Annotated in this window: 22 protein-coding genes and 2 pseudogenes; 20 read left to right on the forward strand and 4 right to left on the reverse strand. The window is 34.9% G+C overall.

Annotation, left to right across the window (positions count from 1 at the left end; all coding sequences use genetic code 11):
• Positions 1–25 precede the first annotated feature (25 nt).
• Both DN394_RS21490 and DN394_RS21495 read left to right on the forward strand, forming a co-directional pair.
• A complete protein-coding gene (locus DN394_RS21490; RefSeq protein ID WP_098705055.1) occupies positions 26–982 on the forward strand; it encodes a DUF3994 domain-containing protein in 957 nt (318 codons plus the stop codon).
• A 155-nt stretch (positions 983–1,137) separates the two neighbouring features.
• Entirely contained in the window at positions 1,138–1,596 is a 459-nt protein-coding gene (locus DN394_RS21495) for a hypothetical protein (protein WP_000591653.1), read from the forward strand.
• Between the two features lie 144 nt (positions 1,597–1,740).
• Here DN394_RS21495 and DN394_RS21500 read toward each other — a convergent pair whose 3' ends face one another.
• On the reverse strand, positions 1,741–2,991 hold the full coding sequence (locus tag DN394_RS21500; protein ID WP_149294217.1) for an MFS transporter: 1,251 nt from the start codon (positions 2,989–2,991) through the stop codon (positions 1,741–1,743).
• Positions 2,992–3,215: 224 nt separating this feature from the next.
• On the opposite strand from DN394_RS21500, the gene DN394_RS21505 reads away from it, so the two are divergent.
• A complete protein-coding gene (locus DN394_RS21505; protein WP_149294218.1) occupies positions 3,216–3,797 on the forward strand; it encodes a TetR/AcrR family transcriptional regulator in 582 nt (193 codons plus the stop codon).
• 81 nt (positions 3,798–3,878) lie between these two features.
• Here the strand turns inward: DN394_RS21505 and DN394_RS21510 are convergent, their stop codons facing one another.
• Positions 3,879–4,322 carry a DUF7832 domain-containing protein gene (locus tag DN394_RS21510; RefSeq protein WP_000903405.1) on the reverse strand — a complete coding sequence of 148 codons (444 nt, stop codon included), beginning with the start codon at positions 4,320–4,322 and terminating at the stop codon, positions 3,879–3,881.
• A gap of 476 nt (positions 4,323–4,798) precedes the next feature.
• On the opposite strand from DN394_RS21510, the gene DN394_RS21515 reads away from it, so the two are divergent.
• The 17 genes and pseudogenes from DN394_RS21515 to DN394_RS29530 all read left to right on the forward strand — a co-directional run.
• Positions 4,799–5,728: a phosphotransferase gene (locus tag DN394_RS21515; protein WP_002008056.1), complete on the forward strand. Its 930-nt coding sequence runs from the start codon at positions 4,799–4,801 to the stop codon at positions 5,726–5,728.
• 154 nt (positions 5,729–5,882) lie between these two features.
• Positions 5,883–6,014 (forward strand): hypothetical protein, encoded by a 132-nt coding sequence (locus tag DN394_RS29525; protein WP_000123988.1) that lies wholly within the window; start codon positions 5,883–5,885, stop codon positions 6,012–6,014.
• A gap of 80 nt (positions 6,015–6,094) precedes the next feature.
• Positions 6,095–6,554 (forward strand): annotated as a pseudogene (locus DN394_RS21520) (S-layer homology domain-containing protein); the annotation flags it as partial.
• Positions 6,544–6,717: an S-layer homology domain-containing protein gene (locus tag DN394_RS29865; protein ID WP_097915076.1), complete on the forward strand. Its 174-nt coding sequence runs from the start codon at positions 6,544–6,546 to the stop codon at positions 6,715–6,717. The pseudogene DN394_RS21520 and the gene DN394_RS29865, both read left to right, overlap by 11 nt.
• Before the next feature lie 339 nt (positions 6,718–7,056).
• A complete protein-coding gene (locus DN394_RS21535; protein WP_149294219.1) occupies positions 7,057–7,818 on the forward strand; it encodes a DnaD domain-containing protein in 762 nt (253 codons plus the stop codon).
• 82 nt (positions 7,819–7,900) lie between these two features.
• Positions 7,901–10,291 (forward strand): penicillin acylase family protein, encoded by a 2,391-nt coding sequence (locus DN394_RS21540; protein ID WP_149294220.1) that lies wholly within the window; start codon positions 7,901–7,903, stop codon positions 10,289–10,291.
• A gap of 178 nt (positions 10,292–10,469) precedes the next feature.
• A complete protein-coding gene (locus DN394_RS21545) occupies positions 10,470–11,414 on the forward strand; it encodes an ATP-binding protein (RefSeq protein WP_016087178.1) in 945 nt (314 codons plus the stop codon).
• 28 nt (positions 11,415–11,442) lie between these two features.
• Positions 11,443–13,176 carry a tetratricopeptide repeat protein gene (locus DN394_RS21550; RefSeq protein WP_149294221.1) on the forward strand — a complete coding sequence of 578 codons (1,734 nt, stop codon included), beginning with the start codon at positions 11,443–11,445 and terminating at the stop codon, positions 13,174–13,176.
• Between the two features lies 1 nt (position 13,177).
• Positions 13,178–13,543 (forward strand): hypothetical protein, encoded by a 366-nt coding sequence (locus DN394_RS21555; RefSeq protein ID WP_098209234.1) that lies wholly within the window; start codon positions 13,178–13,180, stop codon positions 13,541–13,543.
• A gap of 84 nt (positions 13,544–13,627) precedes the next feature.
• Entirely contained in the window at positions 13,628–14,401 is a 774-nt protein-coding gene (locus DN394_RS21560) for a DUF6612 family protein (RefSeq protein WP_088081053.1), read from the forward strand.
• A 206-nt stretch (positions 14,402–14,607) separates the two neighbouring features.
• The gene (locus DN394_RS21565; protein WP_098092612.1) at positions 14,608–15,675 is read left to right on the forward strand and encodes a glycoside hydrolase family 113; all 1,068 of its coding nucleotides are present in this window, start codon (positions 14,608–14,610) and stop codon (positions 15,673–15,675) included.
• Between the two features lie 89 nt (positions 15,676–15,764).
• Complete coding sequence (locus DN394_RS21570) at positions 15,765–15,956, forward strand: DUF378 domain-containing protein (protein ID WP_000670803.1); 192 nt, start codon at positions 15,765–15,767, stop codon at positions 15,954–15,956.
• A gap of 210 nt (positions 15,957–16,166) precedes the next feature.
• The gene (gene serC / locus DN394_RS21575) at positions 16,167–17,249 is read left to right on the forward strand and encodes a 3-phosphoserine/phosphohydroxythreonine transaminase (RefSeq protein ID WP_064470881.1); all 1,083 of its coding nucleotides are present in this window, start codon (positions 16,167–16,169) and stop codon (positions 17,247–17,249) included.
• A gap of 12 nt (positions 17,250–17,261) precedes the next feature.
• Positions 17,262–18,434: a 3-phosphoglycerate dehydrogenase family protein gene (locus tag DN394_RS21580; protein ID WP_149294222.1), complete on the forward strand. Its 1,173-nt coding sequence runs from the start codon at positions 17,262–17,264 to the stop codon at positions 18,432–18,434.
• A gap of 15 nt (positions 18,435–18,449) precedes the next feature.
• Entirely contained in the window at positions 18,450–19,697 is a 1,248-nt protein-coding gene (locus DN394_RS21585; RefSeq protein ID WP_149294223.1) for a DUF1015 domain-containing protein, read from the forward strand.
• A gap of 145 nt (positions 19,698–19,842) precedes the next feature.
• A complete protein-coding gene (locus DN394_RS21590) occupies positions 19,843–20,352 on the forward strand; it encodes a DUF4303 domain-containing protein (protein WP_088081056.1) in 510 nt (169 codons plus the stop codon).
• A 72-nt stretch (positions 20,353–20,424) separates the two neighbouring features.
• Positions 20,425–20,562: pseudogene (locus DN394_RS29530) on the forward strand (enoyl-CoA hydratase); the annotation flags it as partial.
• Between the two features lie 93 nt (positions 20,563–20,655).
• Here the strand turns inward: DN394_RS29530 and DN394_RS21595 are convergent.
• Both DN394_RS21595 and DN394_RS21600 read right to left on the reverse strand, forming a co-directional pair.
• Positions 20,656–21,051, reverse strand: a complete 396-nt coding sequence (locus DN394_RS21595) for a DUF3224 domain-containing protein (protein WP_097915093.1) — start codon at positions 21,049–21,051, stop codon at positions 20,656–20,658.
• Between the two features lie 75 nt (positions 21,052–21,126).
• Positions 21,127–22,158 carry a S66 family peptidase gene (locus DN394_RS21600; protein WP_098705047.1) on the reverse strand — a complete coding sequence of 344 codons (1,032 nt, stop codon included), beginning with the start codon at positions 22,156–22,158 and terminating at the stop codon, positions 21,127–21,129.
• Positions 22,159–22,489: the final 331 nt, after the last annotated feature.

Below are 22,489 nucleotides of genomic sequence, written 5' to 3' on the forward strand. Positions count from 1 at the left end.
ATTTAAGTAGAAGGAGAAATCAGTCATGAATGCAAAGAAACTACTAGGGGTAGCAGTTCCGGTCATGTTGTTATTTGGTTGTGGAGTGTCTGAGAAAACGAACACTTCTAAACAGGAGAAAACGGAAGAGTCTAAAGTAAAAGAATCGAAGTCTAATAGTAAGAAAGAAAAAGTTTCAAAGGAAGACTATCCTAATAAAGTGTATAAATTAGGGGTAGAGTTTGATAAGTTGTTTGCGGAGCATAACAATATTACAAGAGAGGTTTTTGACGGTAAGAAAAAGAAATCAGATGTAGTAGATAGTGTGAAAGAATTAAATAAAATGTTAGATAAATTCGAGTCGATAGATCCCCCTGCAGAGTATGTAAATCAACAAAAGGATTTTGAAAAAGCAATTGGTTATTTTAGAGAGTCTTTTTCTTTAATAAATGAAGTATTCACCCGAAAAGAAAAAAGAGAAAAAGGCGATAAAACTGATAAAGAGTTAATCGAGAAATCCGAAAAGTTAGTGAAAGAAGGAGATATTTACTGGCTTAAGGCATTCAAAGATCTTGAAGGGGATATTAAAATCGGTGACGGTACAGTATCTGTGAAAGATTTGAAAGAGTTAGATAAGAAAGCTGGAATTAATACGGATAATGTTATGAAGAATGTGAAAGATGGTACGGAATTAATCGGTAATTGGGGATTCAAAGGAACAGACGGTTTCATTATGTCACTCATTCTAAAAGGTGATAAGACATTTGAAACGTATGGTAAAGGTGAGTATCCAAATAAAAAGAATTATATTGAAGGAACTTGGGAATATGATAAGGAAGCTTTTACAATCTATTTACATCTCAATAAACGTTTAGTAGACGGTGTAGAAGTTACAATTCAAAAAAAGAAAATAGCATATAAAGTTCAAGATTATGATGGGGAAAACTTACGATTATTTAATGAGACTTCATTCAATACAATTAAGTATGTGAAGCAAAGGTAAAGTTATGTAGGACTAGGTTTAAATGGCCTGGTCCTTAATTAAATTGTGGGAATGCAACGAATATTTTATCGTTGGCTTTGCCTATTTTATATCATGTTATTTTTTAATAAATTGATAAACGGAATTTAAATGTAAGTATGGGGAGTTGCTTATAAATGATAAAGAAATTTACTAGAGTAGTACTAACTACGGTGATGCCAATTAGTCTTATCATGGGTTGTGGGAACGCTGAAAAAACTAAAGCACAAGAGACGAAAGCGGTACAATCTGAGAAGAAGGACTATATGGATTATTCATATGGTAGCAAAGGTATATTAGTAAGCAGCAAAGCGAAAGAGCGTCAACAATACGAGGTTGGGTTTATAGATGACAACAAGTTAATTGGGGTTGATGAAAATATTGAGGACTGTATTATTTTAGATAATAAAGATGAAGCAAGTCTCGTTTGGAAACAAATAGAGCGTGGATCCATTATTGAAGTACAATATGGTAAGGACCGCAATGATATTGTAGGCGTACAATTAGTAGGAGATCGTGAGTCATACGAAATTAGTGATAAGTTTGATCGAAATACGATAAATGAGATTGTTGAAAACGTTAAAGGGAATTCGTAATAGATGTATTTCGATAGTATAGGATTCCTTATCATGAAATTGTGAATCAACGGCATTTTTTATATGAAAATGCCGTTGATTTGTGTTAAAAAGTAAATGCTATCTTATAGTCTTGTAGAAAAACACGTATTAATCATAAGTGAATTATTCTTCGTTCAGCTGTGATGATCGCCGTAAGGTTATTATCCAAAATAAAAGAGCACAAGCACTAACAGATACACCTAATATGCATACTCCATCCCAACCATATTTTGCATATATGTTTGTTGAAAGAATGGCACCTGTTGCACTACCGATGGAATAAAAAATCATGTAACTGGCAGTGAGTCGACTTCTTGCTTCGGGACGCACTGTGAACAGTATACTTTGATTGGTGACATGTACAGCTTGCACAGCTAAATCTAGAAGGATAATGCCGAAAACTAGTAACAATAGAGAGTGGTTAATAGATTTAATTAGGAGCCATGAAAGTACTAATAATAATAAGGCTATGCCAGTTGTTCTTTGGCCTAAACCTTTATCAGCTAATTGTCCAGCTTTAGTAGCAGCTAATGCACCCGCCACTCCAGCAAGACCGAACGCACCAATAGCTGTATGTGAAAGATTATGTGGTGTAGCACTTAGGGGCAATACTAAAGAAGTCCATAAAATACTGAATGAAGTGAAAATAAGCAATGCTAATATTCCGCGAATGCGTAAAAGTCGTTCTTCTATAAATAATAAGAAAACAGAGTATATTAATTTTCGGTAAGATAGAGTTGTCACTTTTTTATGTTCAAGAGTAGGTAAATTTCGGTGTAACAAAAAAGTTACGCAGAGTAAAAGGATAGCAGAGGTGAGATAAACGGATCGCCATCCAGCTAAATCTGTTAATGTGCCTGCAAATGTACGAGCAAGGAGTATACCTATTACAACGCCACTTGTAGCGAAACCTACTATGCGTCCACGTTCTGCTGGATTAGCTAAAATTGATACATATGCGACAAGTGTTTGCGTAACAGTTGCAAGAATTCCTACTAAGGCCATACCTATAAAAAGTACGATGGTTGAGGGGGCGACTCCAATTATAATTAAAGCGATAACGGATAAAAGCATTTGGACAATTATTATTTTCTTTTGGTTTAATAAGTCACCAAGTGGAACGAATAAAAGTAATCCAAGTGCATAACAAACTTGAGTAATAGTAATTACAATACCGATAGTTGAATGACTAATCTTAAATTCATTTGATAAAGAATCAAGAAGTGGATGAGCGAAATATATATTTGCTACAGCCATTCCGCAAGCTATTGCGAATAATAGAGTCATATAACGAGACATTGTTGCATGAACAGGTGAATGTATATGAGTGTGAGTATGTTTTCGAATGGTCATCATTTTTTCTTTACTATTCATAAAATCAGCTCCTTTTTGTATTGTTAAAAATAACGTACCGAACGGTATGTTATTTTATAAGTGAAATATAATCTTGAAGAAACATATATGTCAAGTTTATTTTGAATTTAATGTGATTTTTTGACACATCGTTTATAATTTAATACGATATATACTATACTGATTGGTACACAAATGGTGATGTGTAATCTTAATAACTAGATGTAGAAAGGAGATTGTTTTAAATGGCACGACTACGCGAATTTGATGAAGAAAAAGCTTTGGATGCTGCTATGCAACTCTTTTGGGAGAAGGGATACGCAGCTACCTCATTAAGCGATTTAACTGCTAAAATGGAAATACAAAAGCCTAGTTTATATTCAGCCTTTGGTGATAAAGAGGGATTATTTGAAGCGGCATTAAGGAGATACACAAATTTACATGCGGCTAATATACGAACAAAACTTCAAAACGAACAATCTGTAAAAGAAGCAATTCGGACGTTTTTTGAAAATATAGTGGAAGAGGAATATAAAAAAGAGTTCAGTAAAGGTTGTTTTTGTATTAACACAATGGTCGAACTTGCTCCTCATAATGAAAAATTTGAAGTACTGACTAGAGAACATCAAATGTATCTTGCAGTTGTTTTTCAAGAATTAATTACGAAAGGAATTCGATCAAGAGAACTTCAAAGTGATTTGAACGCTAAAGCATTAGCGCAAACATTAGTCACATTCTTAATTGGATTAACAGTGTTAATGAAATCACGTCCAGAACGTTCTGTTATAGATAATTCGGTATCAATAATAGTATCGTTAGTAAAATGATCTTTGGGTGAGGTGTTAATCAGCAAATTAGATAATAAGAAAGTCGATTCCTTATTAACATAAGAAATCGACTTGTTATAATTACTTATTTTGTAAGTTGTCTTTCCAAAAATTGTAGCTATTATCAATAACTTCTTTTAATTTGAAATAGTTTTCCCAAGTATCTTGCACATGGTAGAGAGTTTCTTCATCTATAAAAACGTCTGAGTAATCAATTATATACTTCCACTCCTCATCATTATTAAAGTAATACATGGCGAATTGGTTGCCCTCATCATTTAACATGTCGTCTGCCAAAACGCCATCCCAATTCATATAAATTTCTGTGCCAGTCATTTGTCTAAGTTTAAACTGGTTAATTTCGTCTTGAGACTCTTCTTCAAATTCTTCACTACATAAATGATGTTCAATTATCCATCCTAAAAACATACCAGTATGTACAAAAGCTTGATCGATTGGTAAGTCCTCAGGAAAATTACCTTCATAATGGTACTTCGCTTTATCATAAACCATCGTATGTAACAATCAGTTCATCCCCTTTAACGTATTATCTCATAAATTCGTACTATTTGTTTTAATATTTTAACTATTTTTCAAGCCATTAGATTATTCGAGTTTGAATATATCATTGAGATTGTGAAGGTTATTTACTTAAACTGACGGGCAATAATGATCAATTAAAAAGAAAGGTAAAGTTAGCGAAAAGAACAAGGGTTGAAGAACGTATGGATTCATTCATTGTAATCCATTATAAGGTTTTACGTGGCGTGTTATTTGAGAAGTAAGAATGATTTCATCAAAAAAATCCATTGGAGTTCCAATGGATTTATACATTACAATTTTATCGAGACCTCATTCAACATCATAACAAATTATAAATAAACAGTCTATATTTTGGGTTGGATTTTTTATATAGTTTGGTTGACAGCAAAACTATATAAAAGGGGTGTTATTCATTGGGAAACACTTGTCACCTTGATCAATCTGATTTACAGGAGTATATGCAAAAGGTATTTGGTACCAGTTATTTGGTTTCTAATGTAACGAAAATGCATGGCGGTGCACAAAAGGTAGTCTATAAGATTGACTGCAGCAATGGATTTTCCAGCGTTCTGTATGTGTGGGATCTTACCATGAATTATTTTCAAGAAGAAATAGCAAACGGAGATATACATGAACAATCCTATAGTAGTGATTTATTTGAATTAAATAACAAGTATTTAATTCAACAGGGAATTCAAACCCCCATTCTATATGATCTGAATAAGGAAAGAAACCGTTATCCTTATGATTATGCTCTCGTTGAATATGTAAATGGACAAAAGGCAGAAGTGTATTTTCAAAATTCCGATTCATATGTAAAAGATAAAGTGTTTCAGCGGTTAGGAGATATGCTGACAGGCATGCATGCCAATGAGAGAAATACTCATGGGAAAGTGAATCAAAGTGGAATCAACACGAAAAAATGTCATCACTTGCAAATGAAGCATGCAAAAAAAGATTTAGATTATGCATCCCAACATATTGACAGCATCAAGGCAAGTCATAGCAAGCTACTCGATACATTGTACGAGCTTGAATCAAAAATTGAGCCAAGAAATCGATATGGATTTATACATGGGGAACTAGGCCCTGATCATGTATTAATTAATGACAAACTAGAACCTTATTTGATTGATATCGAAGGAGCAAAGTTCTTTGATATTGAGCATGAGCACAGTTTTTTACAGTTTCGATTTGGGGATTATTATCGATATTTAAAGAATGATACTCTTGATCCCAACAGGATGTTATTTTATCGGTTACATCATCATATATCCTTAACTTCAGGCGGCTTGAGATTGCTTCACAGAGGGTTTCCGAATCAACAGTTTGCAAAAGATCTAACCGATTACCATTCTCATTGTACACTGCGTTTTATTGAAGGGTGATGTCTTTAAGTTAAATATTATCTTTCCTTATAACGACATAACTACCATGATAGTAGTTATGAAAAATTATAAAGATTCTTCTTGTTGAAGAAAATCAGTAAAAGGTATCCTCATCTATTTTTGAGAGTAGTAGTGTGTATGAGGGGAAGTGCTTTTGACGGCAATTGCAATTGGTTATAAAATAATGTCTGTTAAGGGATTTTATAGAAACTATCATTCACCTGCTGGGGATAAAATGAAAGTATTTATTAAAGGGTGGAATAAACATAGTTTTATACATACATAGTAGATTTATAGTTTTTCACGAATGAGAATATAAAGGGAGGTTGAGATACTACACGAACAGTGTAGGTATCGATTACAGCGATGAATACAATCATGAAAAAAAGAGTAATGGCACTATCAACAAGTTTAGTAATGTTAGGGAGCGCTCCTTTAGCAATATCAGCAGAAGAGAGTAAAAAAACCTCAAACTGATCAACTTCGTATCGCACAAGGAGAACGTGGAACGAGCGGGTTAAGTTATTCTAATTTCAATCTAGAAACTCCAGATCACATGCAAATTAACGAAGCGGAAGTATCAGAGAATGAGAAAATTCTCTTAGAAGAATATAAACATAAACATGATGAAACAGAAGCGTTACATAAAATGAAAGAAGCGAAAACAGGTCAAGTAGCGGAAGATGAAGCTATTTCAAACATTGAAAGGGTCTTTGAACATGTAGACGGTCGAAATGATGGTTCTACTCGCGAAATGAAGCCGGTTGAAAAGCCAAGAGCTATTCAATATAGTGCGTCGATGACTACAAAGAAATATGGAACACTTTACAGATCAACATTTGATCGCATACAAACAGCCTGTTCAGCGATTATACAGCTTACAGGTAGTTACTGGTGTTGGAGATAACAAGTTTAATCTTAAAGGTACAACAACTCGTGGTGAGGCAGCTGCCTTTTTAGTGAAGATGTTAGACTCTATGCAGAAATAAATGAATGGTATGTAAAAGTTTGTACTGATGCAAGAAAAAGTAATAAGGATGTTAAAGGAGCTATCCAAAATGAAAATTTGGAACAGCTCCTTTTTATTTTAGCCCCTATGAAGCCCCTTCTAAGCCCCTCATAAGCACCTACCAAGTAATAAATCACTAAGAAAAAACAAAACAAAAACAAAAACAACTACAAGAACAAAAAAGCGCGAAAAAATAAAACTGGCGTTGTAGTAGTTAAAAAAATTTGGAATTCAAATGCAAAAACAAAGCGCTCATTCCTATATGTATATTGAAGGGTTGAATTCTGTCTTTTTATGAATAAAAGGAGGGGGTAAACATATGGCGGTGTACCGTAATGTGCAGGTGAACTTTTGGCAAGATGAATTCATATTAGATTTAACGCCAGAGGAGCGTTATTTTTACATATATTTGTTAACTGGTACGAAAACGAAGCAATGTGGAATTTACGTATTACCGAAGCGTGTGGCAGAACTGGAAACAGGCTACAGTATGGAAACTGTTGAGAAGTTATTAAATAGGTTTGTTGCATATGGAAAGATTTTATACGATGCGGAAACGAAAGAGTTATACATACTAAATTGGCTACACTATAACCCTATTTTAAATACGAATGTAGAAAAGTGTGTGTTACGGGAATTAAAGACTGTGAAAAATAAAGAGTTCATACATACGTTTTTACGTACATGTCTTGAAGAAGAATGGAAGATTCCATTGCTATTGCAGCATTTTGGTATGCCGAAAGAAGAGGATAATAGTAGTTTACAAGAAGTTGTTGAGGAGAAGGAAGAAGAGATAGAAGAGACAGAAGAGGATACGTCGCATAGTGAAGTTTATCAGTTTTACGAACAACATATAAGTAGTCTATCTCCGTATATCGTGAAAGAATTGAAAGAGTGGATACAAAAAGTTTCAGGAAAGACAGTAATAGAGGCGCTTAAAATTGCATTTGAACAGAATAAGCGAATGCTCGCTTATGTGAAGGGAATTTTGAGGAATTGGTGTAAGAAAGGGCGAGTAGATTTCAGTGAAAGAAAGGAAGGCGTACATAAGAGAGAGGTATGTAGTTTGTATGATCCATAGTATGAGAAAGTATGGGTTTTTCAACTTTTCTAAAAGGTGCTTCCTTAAATAGAAGCGAATAGTTTGAGAAAGGAGGGGTTATATGGAAGTTCTCATAAAGAAGAAACGAACTAGAGGTAAGAGAATTTTTATTTGGTCTAGTAGTGTCGTTCTTTTGTTAGTTATTTGTACAGTGATTTTTTTGAACATATATACGCTTAGTTCTGTGCCAAAGATAGATGGGACGATAAAGCTAGAGGATTTACAACATGCTGTTCAGGTAAAGCGGGATAGTAAAGGGGTACCGCATATTAAAGCGGAAAATGCACATGATTTATATTTTTCGCAAGGGTATGTACAAGCGCAAGATCGTTTGTTTCAAATGGATTTAAGTAGAAGGCAAGCTTCTGGGATGTTGAGTGAAGTTGTAGGGGAAGCAGCTGTTGATCGAGATAAATTGTTTCGAACACTCGGTTTACGACGAGCAGCCGAAGCGTCTGTTAGTCAATATGACGGGGAAGCGAAATATTCCCTGCAGTCATTTGCTGATGGGGTGAACGCTTTTATACGCGAGGCGAAAGAGGAAAAGAAATTGCCAGTTGAGTTTACTATATTAGGTTATGAGCCTGCTGAATGGTCTATTGTTGATACGTTAACGATTGGAAAGTATATGGCGTTTGACTTAGGCGGACATTGGCACGGACAGGCATTTCGATATTGGGCGCTGAAAAATTTACCGAAAGAGCAAGCAAATGAGCTATTTCCTACATATCCGAAAGATGCACCTAGATTGCTAGCTGAAATGAAGAATACAAATGTGGACGTAGCACAAAGTTTTGCAAAAACAATCATTCCCCCAGAGTTTAATGGTAGCAATAACTGGGTCATAAGCGGTGAGAAGAGTGCGTCTGGTAAGCCAATCTTAGCGGATGATCCTCATTTATCTCTTGCGACGCCTTCTATTTGGTATCAATCAAAACTTGAAACGAAAGATTTAAATGTAAGTGGCGTTATTTTCGCTGGTGTGCCAGGTGTTATATTAGGACACAATGACAAAATAGCATGGGGTGTTACGAATACAGGTCCTGATGTGCAAGATTTATATATTGAGAAGCGAAATCCTAATAATGAAAATGAATTTTTGTATAACGATAAGTGGGAAAAAGCTACTGTTGTTGATGAATCTATTAAAGTAAAAGGCGGGAAAACAATTCCGTATAACGTGACGGTTACGAGGCATGGTCCAGTCATTTCAGAGTTTGCGGATAAAGGGAAAGAGAAAACGAAAACAGTATTCGCTTTGAAATGGACTGCTTTGGAACCGTCCGCTGAATTAAAGGCTGTATTAAATATGAATAAGGCGAAAGATTGGAATGAGTTTGAAACTGCACTTCAAGATTTTCATACACCAACTCAAAACTTTGTGTTTGCATCAAACGACGGCACAATTGCTTATAAAGCGAATGGAAATATACCAGTGCGTAAAAAAGGAGATGGTAGTTTACCAGTGCCGGGATGGACAGATGAATATGAATGGGAAGGGTATATCCCGTTTGATCAGCTTCCAAAAGTAATAAATCCAAAACAAGGGTTTATTTCAACTGCGAATAATAAAATTGTTGATGATAATTATCCGTACCATATTAGTAATACGTGGGCGCAGCCATATAGGCAAATGCGTATTCAAGAGTTTTTACAAGAGAAAGAAAAGTATACGGTGAAAGATTTAGAAGATTTACAGATGGATCAAAAAAATTTATATGGGAAAGAGTTTGCTCCTATATTTTTAAAAGAGTTAAATAAAGCATCTTTAAATGAAGTAGAGAAAGAAGGCGTAAAACAATTAACAAAGTGGAATTTTTACGATAGTAAAGATGAAGCGGCACCATTACTATTCCATTTGTTAATGAAAGAGATTTCGAATACGTTATTTTCAAAAGAAATACCGAAAGATGTGATGGAGTTATTTGAAGGGAAGTCACAAGTTGTTGATGAATTGATTCGAAAAGAAGTAGCGGGAGAAAACGGCGCTTGGTTTATGAAGTACGGAGGCTTCACGAAAGTTGTGCATACTTCGTACGAGAATGTAATGAAGAAACTACAGAAGGAATATGGACTGAATGTTGCGGAGTGGAAGTGGGGCGATTACCATCAACTGGCGTTCACACATCCAATTTCAAAATCATCTAGTATGCTAGCACTACTTGCATTTAATCGTGAAAAACCAATTCCAATCGGCGGAAGCCAAGTTACCGTTCAAGCAGCGAGTTACGGAGATAACGGTATTGTAAACCATGGAGCATCTTGGCGATTCGTGATTGATACGAAAGATATGTCAAACGGTTATCATATCGTAGGACCAGGACAATCGGGACATTTTAGAAGCGATTGGTACCATGATCAAATAGATGATTGGGTAAATGGAACGTATCATACGACTACACTGAATACGGAGGGGATAGAGGGGAAGGTGTTAACTTTACAGCCGAAATAATGTTAGAAGAGGCTCTTACTATAGGTAAGGGTCTCTTTTTCGTTATGTGACAAAATTTGACAAAATATTCTGTAGAACTTTGTTATAATTTTTTTTGGAATATTTTGTTTAAGGTTTTACAGCAATAGGGATACATGTATTCTAAATTAAAGGGTTTTATAGGGGGATAAATACAAGAATGAACGACATGGAGAAATATCGAGAGAAAATTAAAGTGATTTCTTTTGATAGAGAAAAAAATCAAATGGTTGAAGTGGAAGAGAGTAAAATAACTTTTGATGATGTTGGCGGAATGGAAGATATTAAAAAGAAAATCAATATGGACTTTATTATGCCGATTAAGAATCCGGAGTATTTTCAGGCTTTTGGTAAGAAAGTAGGAGGCAGTTTATTATTTTATGGGCCACCTGGATGTGGTAAGACATTTTTAGCGCGAGCAGTTGCAGGCGAGATAAATGCTAATTTTATTCATTTAGAGCTGCAAGCAATACTCTCGATGTGGTCAGGAGAAGCAGAGAAAAATTTACATGAAGTGTTCGAAGAGGCAAGAAAAACAAAGCCTTGTATTTTATTTATAGATGAATTAGACGCATATGGCGGGAATAGACAGAAGATGGGGGCTCATCATCAAAGAACGTTAGTTAATCAATTGCTAGTGGAGATGGACGGAAGCAATTCTTTTAATGAGGGTGTGTATATAATTGGGGCAACAAATACACCATGGTATATTGATCCAGCGTTACGACGACCAGGCCGTTTTAATTCACTTGTTTTTGTGGCACCACCAAATAACGAGGAAAGATTGACAATACTAGAGTTGAAAACAAAGGATAAACCGAGAATGGAATTGCAGTTAGATTTTGTTTCGAAGTATGCAGAGCATTTTTCAGGGGCAGATTTAACATATTTAGTGGAAGACGCTATTAATGAAGCTATTCAGCGTTCATTTGAAACAGGACAGTTACAACCCTTATCTAATGAAGATTTATTAACAGCAATGAAAAAACGGCAACCGACAACTTTAGACTGGTTCTCAACCGCAAAAAATTATGCAACGTTTAGTGATGTAAATAAAGATTTTGACAAAGTATTAGAGTATATGGAAGAACACCAATTGAAGTAAATGATATTAGATTGGGGGAAAGGAATAGATGGAAGAGCAACTTAGGAGAATTTCGCACTTATTGAAGCTTGGTGATATTGAGCTCGCAAAAGAAGAAGCGGAATGGATGATTAAAGAAAATCCAGAAGATGCTACTGGTTATATTTGTTTAAGTCATGTGTACTACTTTGGTTTTCGTCAAATTGATGAAGCGAGTAAATATTTAGAAGAAGCACTAAAAATAGATCACTTAGATGAAAATGTTTTGTTAACAGCGTTAGATATTTTTTATGCGCAAGAAAATTTTGAGAGATTAAAAGAGATAGCAGAAATAGGGATAAAAAATTATCCGGAAGAAGGCGTATATTACTTTTATGTGGGCGAGGCAAAAATACATATCGAATCGCTAAATAAAGGTATTACTTACTATAACAAAGCGATAGAATTAGAACCTGAAAATGATATGTATGTAGGAAGATATGCTTTTATTCTTTTGAGTTATTATCCGAAACGAATAGAAGAGGGTATAAAGGCGGAAAAACGTGCTTTAGAGCTGAATCCGGAAAATGTAACAAATCTAGTCTCTTTTGCAAATGTAGCAAGAGAAAAAGGGAATTTTAAAAAAGCAAGAATGCTAGCTGAAACTGCAATACGATTAGAGCCGAATCATGAAGGTGCCTACAAAATTTATAGAGATACAATCGGAACGAAAAATAAGTATTGTGCTTTTATGGCAAGTTTTACGTATACATTTTGGAATGCTTTTTCTAAGTTTTGTAAAATATTTTCGTTTGCAAGTAAGAGGAATCTTAAATTGCATTATATTTTAGTTATTTTAAGCCTTTTAGGTTGGATAATCCTCCCTGTATATTTAACAGGTTGGTATGCCGGTTCCGTGTATATAGTTATTTTTATGATGTATAGCATTTCATCTATTATAAAAGGAAGGATTCATAAAGAAGTAGGATTAGGAACCCCCTTTGATGCTGAATACAATGTGAAAAGAAATAAAATCATTCGAAATCGTGAAATTTCCAATATGGAGAGTACAGTTAAAAAAGAAGAGGCTACTACTATTCCGACTGCGAAACTATCAAAAGAGGAACTAGAAGCACAATTAGAAGGGTTTTGGAGTAAAGGAACTGTGTATGAGGGGCAGCAAGAGGTTGCTGCGGCAGTGAAAGAGGCTGCTTTATCATCAGTTGAACATAAAAAGATTCAATCATATTCAGATATTGAATCACCTAAATATAATAAATGGTATATTTGTTTAATTATTGTTTTATCGATCTCCTTTATATTTAAAATTGGGAAATTGTATAACTTAAATAATACAAATGCGACGCATACGACACCGAAAATTAGCCAAGAAACGAAGGATATTATTGTGGAGCAACAAGATAAAGCTCTCAAAGATACAAAAGAATCATTCGATAAGTTAGAAGTAGTAACTGTATTATACGTATTAAGAAAAGGTGATTGGAATGGAAGTACAATTGAGGGAGCTATAGAGAAAAGTTATGTACCGGTTATGTTAGAAAAAGTAGGACAACCAGCCGGGGAGAAGTTAAAAAAAGCAACTCCTATGAAAATATATAAAGAGGATACAAGAACGTATGTATTACTTCAAAATGGAGATAGCTCTTTTATAATTGAAATAACAGCAAGAAAGTTAACTCATATTTACGGTGAGAGCTGGAATAATGCGCAAGAAGAGATGCAAAAATATGAAGAGCTACTAGGGAAAATAGAGTCACAAGGCGTTGAAGCAGGGGGGATTTAGCATGAGTATTAAAGTAGTAAGGGCAACGGGAATGATGGGAGGAGCAGCAAGAGTCGCTGTAAAGGTAGATAATGAAGTAGTAATGAAACTTGAAAATAATGAAGAATATACGCTTCCTTTTGAGGGAGATGAAGCAAATATAAAAGTAAAACAATTCTTTTTTGGGAGTAAAGAAAAGAAAGTAAAGGATGGCGATATAGTAGAAATTAAGATTAATAGTATCGCCATTTTATTCATGATTGTGTCAATAATGGCTGTTGTATTTGGTTCTTCAATGGGTATAAATATAGTTGTTTTTGGTGTTATAGGAGCGTTAGTTACGTTAGTATATGGATGGAATAACTGGTTTAGTTTAGAAGTTAAATAAGTATTGTATCTGTTTTGTGTTAATTCATTTCATTTACTATACATAAAGTGTAATTATTTTTAATAGAGGACGGGGAGAATCATTATGAAGAAAATAATTGTAGCATCTAGTTTGGCGTTAATAGTAGGTTTGACAACTGGTTGTAGTAGTGAAAAAACAAGTGGGCCTAAAACTACATCTGTACAAAAAGAAAAAGAGTTAGTAGCGAAAGACATTTTTAAAAAAGCGGGTGATAAATTAAAACAAGAAGAATATCTCACTTTAACGTCTCTTATGTCAATGAAGGGGAACAGCCAATCAGAAGAGATTAAAATGAACATTCAAATGGAGCCGAAACGAAAGAATTCTAGAGCGGAAATGAAAATAAGTGGAACAGATATTGTAACGTACGAAGTAGATGGAAAGGTCGCTGTTCAAGTGAAAGACCCTGGTACAGGAGAGTTAGTTACGATACCTAATGATCAATTTAATGTTGATGACGTAATGGTAAGTAAAAATTTACTTAATGAGTTAGATTTACCGGAAGATTTAGCTAAAAAAATGAAAGCAAAGAAGGAGGGAGATACATATAAGCTTACACTTGACTTAAAGGGGAAAGAAGCAGTAGATACATTACAGAAAATTAATGGAGATATGAAAAAATTAACGGACGGATTTAATATGGATGCGTTCACTGTTGAATATATCATAACGAAAGATTATAAATTTGAAGAGATGCGTACAATTATAAATGTAAGTGAACGTAATACAGATAAGAAATCTAGTGCGGATAAAGAAAAATTGGATACAGTTGTGAGTATAAAAATTGATTCATTTGAAAAATTTGATCCAATTAAGTTGCCTGAAGGAAGTCAATAAATTCAATCATATAAAGGTAAAAAAGGAGCGGAAATACGCTCCTTTTTTTATTTACCTTACTATTTTTAGGAGGTTAGTATGAATAAGGTGTGGATAAAGGGTGAATAGCATTTTTATTGATGAAATTTCATTAAACATTCTTGTGGAATATATGTGAAACATTGTATAGAATAAGCAAGAATGCCAAAAATTATAGGAGGAAAGTTGTGAAGAAAAATAAGAGTTTAGTAAGTTTTTTAGGGGTGTTTATTATGTTGTTTTCTTTTTGTTTTCAAGGAAATGTACAGGCAGATGTAAATACTGTTCAATCTGGAAAAATCAAATCAGGAAATGTAACGGTATGGGAAGTTGGAAATGTGGCGAAAGTGTTAGCTGATGTAGAGCGCTTAAATTTAAATACAGTAAATGTACCGATTCAGGTAGATATTCCGAATGTAACTTCTACGAACATGGTAATTAATCAAGCGCAAAAGCAACAGGCTATTCTTTTAATTCAAGAATTATTAAAGCGTAATATTCAAGTTATTGTGGAACCGTTCCCATATATTCAGCAAGGAAATGTTGGGGAAACGGAATGGAATCCGAGTAATATTAATGATTTCTTCTGGAATTGGAAAACGGTTATTCTACAAGACATCTTTCATTCGATTACAAGTAAATACAATGTGTACGGGCTCAAGATTGCTTCTAATTTTGTGAATATGGAATATGCAGAAGGATATTGGAGCGATACGATTGATTTCGTCCGTCAGCAGTATAAAGGAAATGTTTTGTATCAAATGAATTGGTGGTTAACAGCAAGCTTTGATCCTTCTTATGAAGCGAAGTTTAAAGAGAAAATCAATCGTCCGTATTTAAAAAAGGTGGATATTGTAAGTATCGATAGTTGGTTTGAAGTTTCAGGAAAAAGAAATCCAACATATGAAGAAGTAAAGAAAAGTTTATTTGCGACGACAGTGTATAATCGTGGGCAAAATGTTGTGCAGCAGTTGGAACAATTACATAATGCAACAGGAAAACCGGTTTATTTTGGTGGATTTAACGTTCCGGCGCGTGAACTTGGACTACAAAATCCGTGGAATCCAGATGTATCTAATGTGTTTTCAAAGGACGTACAATTAAACGGATGGCGTGCTTACCGAGATGTATTAGAAACGAAACCGTATTTTAAAGGTTTTTCAATTTGGTTTATTGGCTCTCATAATAGTACGCATGCGTATCAAATACATAGTAAAGAAGCAGAGGCAGTTATTAACGGCTGGTACCGAAAATAATTTTTATAAAGTAGGTAAGTTTTGAATTTTACTACATATATTTCTAGTGAAAGGCCTTTCACCATCTTATCACCTAGGGGGCAATCATAATGAAATTTTTGTCTTACCTTACAGTAATTTTGGTGATTCTTGGCGGTTTGAATTGGTTGTTTGTAGCGTTAGATTACAATGTAGTTGAGAAATGGTTTGGTTCTATGCCGGCGCTTGTGGACACTATTTATTGGCTCATTGGTCTTTCTGCTATTTATCAAATTTTTGATCGGTTCTTCACGGACAATTAGCAATTATACTTTATTACTAGAGTGTTAAGTACGATTATGTACTTAACACTTTTTTGTATGTTTATAAAAAGTAGTTTGCATATGCAAGCGATTCCATTGCGTCTTACGCCGTAATAATAGAAAACAAATTGACCACGTATTATATTTTAGGTTATAATTCAGAAAGTTTAAAAATTAATAAAAATAAGAAATAGGGAGGTTATCAGGGGGATGGAGAGAGTATATAATTTTTCAGCTGGACCATCAATACTCCCTTTGCCAGTTTTAGAGAAAGTGCAAAAGGAGCTTGTAAATTATAACGGGACAGGCATGTCTATTATGGAAATGAGTCATCGATCTTCTTATTTTCAAAGTATTATAGATGAAGCGAGTAGCCTAATTCGTGAATTAATGAACATTCCGGATGAGTATGAAGTACTGTTTTTACAAGGTGGTGCGTCATTACAATTCTCTATGATACCGTTAAATGTAATGAATACGTACAAAAAAGCAGGGTACGTATTAACTGGCTCATGGTCTAAGAAGGCGATGCAAGAAGCTGAAAAAGTAGGAGAAGTACAAGTGCTTGCTTCTTCTGAAAATGAGAAGTTTACGACAATTCCTAAACTGAATGGTTTACGAAGCGATGAAAAACTAGATTATGTACATATTACAACGAACAATACAATTGAGGGTACGAAATATATGGACATTCCACGTTTAGATAGAGTACCGCTCGTTGCGGATATGTCCTCAAATATTTTATCAGAACAATATGATGTTACGAAGTTTGGTCTTATATATGCGGGAGCGCAAAAGAATTTAGGGCCAGCGGGCTTAACGATTGCTATTATAAAAAGAGATTTAATTGGGGGAGCAGATCGCTCTTGTCCTACGATGTTAAACTATGAAACTTACAGCAAAAATAACTCCTTATATAATACACCGCCATCCTTTAGTATTTACGTAACGAAACTTGTACTTGAGTGGCTAAAAGAGCAGGGCGGGGTATCTGCGATTGAAGAACAGAATAGAATGAAATCTTCACTTCTTTACAATTTCTTAGATGAATCAAAATTGTTTACTTCACCAGTTGATCCTACGTATCGATCACTTATGAATATTCCGTTTACAACACCGTCAGAAGAGCTGAACAATGAGTTTTTACAAAAGGCGAAAGAACGCGGCCTTGTTACGCTAAAAGGACATCGCTCAGTCGGTGGTATGCGCGCTAGTATTTACAATGCGATGCCAGTACACGGTGTACAGCAATTAGTAAATTATATGAAAGAATTTGAGCTTGAGAATAGATAGGGAGATGGGGATATGTTTCGTGTTCAAACGTTAAATCAAATTGCGGAAAAAGGTTTGCAAGTACTTGATGGAGATCATTATGAAGTAGGGGATAGAATGGACCACCCAGATGGTATTTTACTTCGCAGCTATTCTTTACACCAAGAAGAATTTTCAAAAGACTTAAAGGCGATTGCAAGAGCTGGTGCTGGTGTAAATAATATTCCTGTCGAGCGCTGTACAGAAAAAGGGATTGTAGTATTTAATACACCAGGAGCGAATGCCAATGCAGTAAAGGAACTTATTATCGCCAGCCTTATTATGTCTTCACGTAACATTATTAATGGAGTAAGCTGGACGAAAAATTTAGAGGGCGAAGAAGTACCGCAGCTTGTTGAATCAGGAAAAAAACAATTCGTTGGATCAGAAATTGCAGGGAAACGTCTAGGTGTAATTGGCCTTGGCGCAATCGGTGCTTTAGTTGCGAACGATGCGTTAGCTTTAGGGATGGACGTTGTCGGATACGATCCTTACATTTCAGTTGAAACTGCATGGCGTCTTTCTACACATGTGCAAAGAGCATTTAGTTTAGATGAAATTTTCGCAACATGTGATTATATTACACTTCATATTCCTCTTACGAATCAAACGAAGGGAATTATTGGTGAACACGCTGTAGAGAAGATGAAAAAAGGTATGCGTTTATTCAATTTCTCTAGAGGAGAACTTGTAGATGAAAATGTTCTTCAAAAAGCGTTAGAAGAAGATGTTATTACGCATTACGTAACAGACTTCCCGAATGAAAATGTGATAAAGATGAAAAATGTAACAGCGACGCCTCACCTTGGTGCATCTACATCTGAATCAGAAGAAAATTGTGCAGTTATGGCAGCACGTCAATTACGTGAATATTTAGAGACAGGAAATATTCGTAATTCAGTCAACTATCCAAACGTAGAACTTCCGTATATCGGAAAGAAACGAATTACGATTATGCATCAAAACGTTCCAAACATGGTAGGACAAATTACAGGATGTTTAGCAGAACATCATATTAATATTGCGGATATGATAAATCGTAGTAAACATTCTTGGGCGTATACAATGATTGATATTGATAACGGAATTGATGATATAATAAAAGAGAACATTGTGGAAAATATAAGCAAAATTACAGGTGTTGTAGCCGTTCGAATGATTGTGTAAAGGAGAGAGGAAAACTTGGCAAAAATCCGACCGTTTCGGGCCATTCGTCCAGTAGAAGAAAAAGCAGCGGAAGTTGCAGCTTTACCGTATGACGTATTAAATAGTGAAGAGGCAAGAGAAGTTGTAAAAGGAAATCCGTATTCTTTCTTACACGTTGATAAAGCAGAAATTGATTTAGACCCAGCACTTTCACCGTACGATGATCGCGTATATGAAAAAGCGGGTGAAAATTTAAATCAATTAATACGAGAAGAAGTGTTCATACAAGATGAAGAGCCAGCACTATACATTTATGAACTGACGATGCAAGGAAGAACGCAGTCAGGTCTTGTCGTTTGTACATCTATCGATGAGTATGAAGATGATACAATTAAAAAACATGAAAGAACGCGTCATGAAAAAGAACTAGATCGTATTCGCCACGTAGACGTGTGTGATGCAAATACGGGGCCTATCTTTTTAACGTATCGTACAAAAGAAGATGTGAAACGTATCATTGCAAGCTGGAAAGAAGAGCATGCGCCAATCTATACATTTACAGCAGAAGACGGCGTTAGGCACGTTGCTTGGAAAATAGCTGATGAAGAAGTAATTGCAAGTTTAGTAAACTTATTTGAAGATATTCCTAACCTGTACATTGCAGATGGACATCACCGCTCTGCATCAGCTGCAAAAGTAGGGATCATGCGAAGAGAACAATATCCGAATTACACAGGAGAAGAAGAGTTTAATTTCTTCTTATCGGTTTTATTCCCTCACGATGAATTATCCATTTGGGACTATAATCGAGTTGTAAAAGATTTAAACGGATTATCAGAAGAACAGTTTTTAAAGCAAATCACACAATATTTTTATGTAGAAGAAGCACCTGTTTCTCCGTATAAACCAAATGAGCCAAAATCATTTGGAATGTATGTAAACGAGAAATGGTATAAGCTTACTGTGAAAGAAGAAACGTTTGATGCGAATGATCTCGTGAAAGGATTAGATGTATCTATCCTGCAGGATCATTTATTAAGCCAAGTACTTGAAATACACGATCCGCGATCTGATTCACGCATCGATTTTGTCGGAGGAATCCGCGGATTAGAAGAATTAGAACGCCTTGTGAATAGCGGTGCATATAAAGCAGCGTTTTCATTATATCCGACATCAATGGAAGCTTTATTAGCAATCGCAGACGCTGGAGAAGTTATGCCACCAAAATCAACGTGGTTTGAACCGAAACTTCGCAGCGGGTTGTTTGTTCACTCATTAAAATAAATATAGACTTCTATAGTTTTGAAAAACCGAAATGATTTTTAGTTTCGGTTTTTCTCATTTTGGCTCAGTTAACGTTTAATGTTGATTTTCATGTTAAGATTGAAATATGTAACGACAGGTCGCTACAAAAAACGGAGGAAATACGATGAAAATGCAACTGCAAGAAAGTTTTTATGTTGAGTTGAAAAATGCAATTCGTTGTCATTATAACGAAATTATAACTAGGTGCGGTGTTGACACAATATATGGGTACTCCATATTAACAGACGATTGTGTCAATAGCATTGGACCAGTGGCTAATAAAGAAAGACTAATCAAAGTTAATAAGTCGGACCCTTTATACAATTATTATAGATACGGAGCTGTTGAGTGGAGCGAATGGGACGATTTTGAAATGTTTGATGAAGTGCACAAAATTATCAAGAAATATCATGATATCGTCGAAGATGACTTTAACATACGAGTAAATACACTGTTGAAAGAAACGTTAAATGTGTTAATGGAACTTGAATCAGAAGGCTTGTTTGGAGACAGAGATGATAATCGATTTATTGTCATTTGTGTAACTGATTCATCGAACGAAATCATGATTGAATCAGCTCGATTGCTTAATACATTAAAGACATACGAAGAATATGCTTCAGAATTTGCATAAGAATGAATATAAGTAAAACTGCGCTCTATAAGAGGCGATTTTCATTTGATCGAAAGTTACCAATTAATAGTAACTATTCGTTGTGACGTAACCATTGAACAATTTGAGCCCGATGAAAAACATCGTACAAAAATTATTGCGATGTTTATATGTAGGAATCAACTTGAAAAAGAAGTTATGAAGGGGAGTTTTTCGGGGATTATTCTTTAATTGATAGGAAAAGTAATGAATAAGCCCGTCAACAAAAAGGACATTCCTAGTATTACAAGAAATGTCCTTTCCACTAAATTATAGGATATTTTGCTAAAATTCAAACTCTAAAATCAGTTTACTAGTTTGACCTGTAAACTGATAATGATAGGATCCTCTCAGATTTTCTAAGTTACCGGTAGCTTTAATAATTGTTCCTGGGGAATCTAAATTTCCTTTATCGAATATTCCTTGCTCTATAGCTGTAAATGTCCCTTGTTGCCCCTTATAAATTCCTTCAAAGTGTAAAAATCCAGAAATTTTAGCAGTAGCCAAGTGACCATCATTTATATTTGAGTCTAAATAATATAATAAGTATTCAACAAAAGCTGTTCCTTTTAATTCACCATCAATATCATATTCAACATGGGCAATATTAATAGGGAAATCTTTTCTAGTATCATCGATTGGTTTTTCATCCCATTTACTTACTGTAAATGTTACTTCCATAAACGTAATCTCCCTCCAATTATATACTTTTAAAAAGTATCAATTCACAGTCATATCTCATAGGAGTGTTTTTATTTATTCCACGCCACTCTCTAAAATAGAAAAGGATACATTTTCACAATCAATTTCTGCCATCGCGCCGTAAGGTAAAATAAACTTCGGCTCGGTATGGCCAAAATTTAAATTATAAAGAATCGGCAAATCTTCTAAATTATGTTCTTTCATTACTTGCAGTATTTCGTGTTTATATTCTTCATAATACATTTCGTCTTTTGGTTTACCAAAAATGATGCCCTTTGCTTTTTGCAGAATGCCTTGTGCTGCATAATTTCGTAACCAATACTTTATATAGCTTGGTTCTGGATGGTCTTCAGAAGTTTCAAAGAAAAGGATACGATTCTCCCAATATTTTTTCTCAGGCCAAAGCTCCGTTCCTTTTGCAAATTCCAATACTTCTATACAACCACCAATTAAGCGTCCTTGTACTGTAGTAGAGCCTTGAAGTAGTTCATAGCCATTGTTTTGTTGCATCGTACGCCTTGTATCTTTATTTACCTCTATCCATTCTAAACGCTCACTTGTCCATTCATGAGCTGGTTGAATCTCGCCAATTGTCTCATTTGAAAAGAGAGTTCGATTTACCATTTCAATTGTATATGGATCCATCTCTATATTTTCAGCAAAATCAGTTAAAATGGCTGGACCGTATAAAGAGGAAAGCCCTGCTTTATGGCAAAATAAATGTGAAATAGTAACGTCAGAGTATCCCATAAAAATTTTCGGGTTTTCACGTATTACATTAAAATCTATATAAGGAAGTAAGCGAATGCTATCTTCACCGCCAATATTCGCAATAATTGCTTTCACGCGCGTATTTTTAAATGCTGTCATTAAATCTTCCGCACGAGCCTCTGGGTTGTTATAAAGGTATTCGCTACCTTTTAAGCTATTTGGCATTGGAATAACCGTAAGACCAAAATCTTCTTCTAATCTTTTTACTCCTTGCTCATATCGCCATCTTATCTCAGAATCGCCTGCGCCTCCCCATGAAGGGCTTACTGTTGCTACGATATCTCCTGCCTGTAACCTCTTTGGTTTTATTAACATGTTAACACCGCTCCTACATAATGTAATGGACTACGATTATACAAACTGTATCATTGAAAAAACATGATGCATGACATTAGTTTCTGCATCATCCATCCGTTTACCTGCTGGTATTCAAGAATTCAGTCTTAGTGTTGAGTTGCATTTGAAAATTACAGTATGCAACATTGCATGAGAAAGAGGGTTGCTATTTTCTGCAATCTGTAACTGTAATGATTATAAGTTGGTCGTATTCAATCCAAAAAATAAAATCATCATGAATGGAAAGGGTACAGTTTTTCCTGAACAAGAAAGCTATCGCCTTTAGGCACTTGGGATGAAAGTGAGATTG

The sequence above is a fragment of the Bacillus sp. BB081 genome, assembly GCF_008368895.1.
GTDB lineage: Bacteria > Bacillota > Bacilli > Bacillales > Bacillaceae_G > Bacillus_A > Bacillus_A wiedmannii.

Coding starts and splice junctions, on each gene's coding strand:
- DN394_RS21490 (WP_098705055.1), top strand. CDS start 26: ATGAATGCAAAGAAACTACTAGGGGTAGCAGTTCCGGTCATGTTGTTA.
- DN394_RS21495 (WP_000591653.1), top strand. CDS start 1,138: ATGATAAAGAAATTTACTAGAGTAGTACTAACTACGGTGATGCCAATT.
- DN394_RS21500 (WP_149294217.1), bottom strand. CDS start 2,991: ATGAATAGTAAAGAAAAAATGATGACCATTCGAAAACATACTCACACT.
- DN394_RS21505 (WP_149294218.1), top strand. CDS start 3,216: ATGGCACGACTACGCGAATTTGATGAAGAAAAAGCTTTGGATGCTGCT.
- DN394_RS21515 (WP_002008056.1), top strand. CDS start 4,799: ATGCAAAAGGTATTTGGTACCAGTTATTTGGTTTCTAATGTAACGAAA.
- DN394_RS29865 (WP_097915076.1), top strand. CDS start 6,544: ATGGAACACTTTACAGATCAACATTTGATCGCATACAAACAGCCTGTT.
- DN394_RS21535 (WP_149294219.1), top strand. CDS start 7,057: ATGGCGGTGTACCGTAATGTGCAGGTGAACTTTTGGCAAGATGAATTC.
- DN394_RS21540 (WP_149294220.1), top strand. CDS start 7,901: ATGGAAGTTCTCATAAAGAAGAAACGAACTAGAGGTAAGAGAATTTTT.
- DN394_RS21545 (WP_016087178.1), top strand. CDS start 10,470: ATGAACGACATGGAGAAATATCGAGAGAAAATTAAAGTGATTTCTTTT.
- DN394_RS21550 (WP_149294221.1), top strand. CDS start 11,443: ATGGAAGAGCAACTTAGGAGAATTTCGCACTTATTGAAGCTTGGTGAT.
- DN394_RS21555 (WP_098209234.1), top strand. CDS start 13,178: ATGAGTATTAAAGTAGTAAGGGCAACGGGAATGATGGGAGGAGCAGCA.
- DN394_RS21560 (WP_088081053.1), top strand. CDS start 13,628: ATGAAGAAAATAATTGTAGCATCTAGTTTGGCGTTAATAGTAGGTTTG.
- DN394_RS21570 (WP_000670803.1), top strand. CDS start 15,765: ATGAAATTTTTGTCTTACCTTACAGTAATTTTGGTGATTCTTGGCGGT.
- serC (WP_064470881.1), top strand. CDS start 16,167: ATGGAGAGAGTATATAATTTTTCAGCTGGACCATCAATACTCCCTTTG.
- DN394_RS21580 (WP_149294222.1), top strand. CDS start 17,262: ATGTTTCGTGTTCAAACGTTAAATCAAATTGCGGAAAAAGGTTTGCAA.
- DN394_RS21590 (WP_088081056.1), top strand. CDS start 19,843: ATGAAAATGCAACTGCAAGAAAGTTTTTATGTTGAGTTGAAAAATGCA.
- DN394_RS21595 (WP_097915093.1), bottom strand. CDS start 21,051: ATGGAAGTAACATTTACAGTAAGTAAATGGGATGAAAAACCAATCGAT.
- DN394_RS21600 (WP_098705047.1), bottom strand. CDS start 22,158: ATGTTAATAAAACCAAAGAGGTTACAGGCAGGAGATATCGTAGCAACA.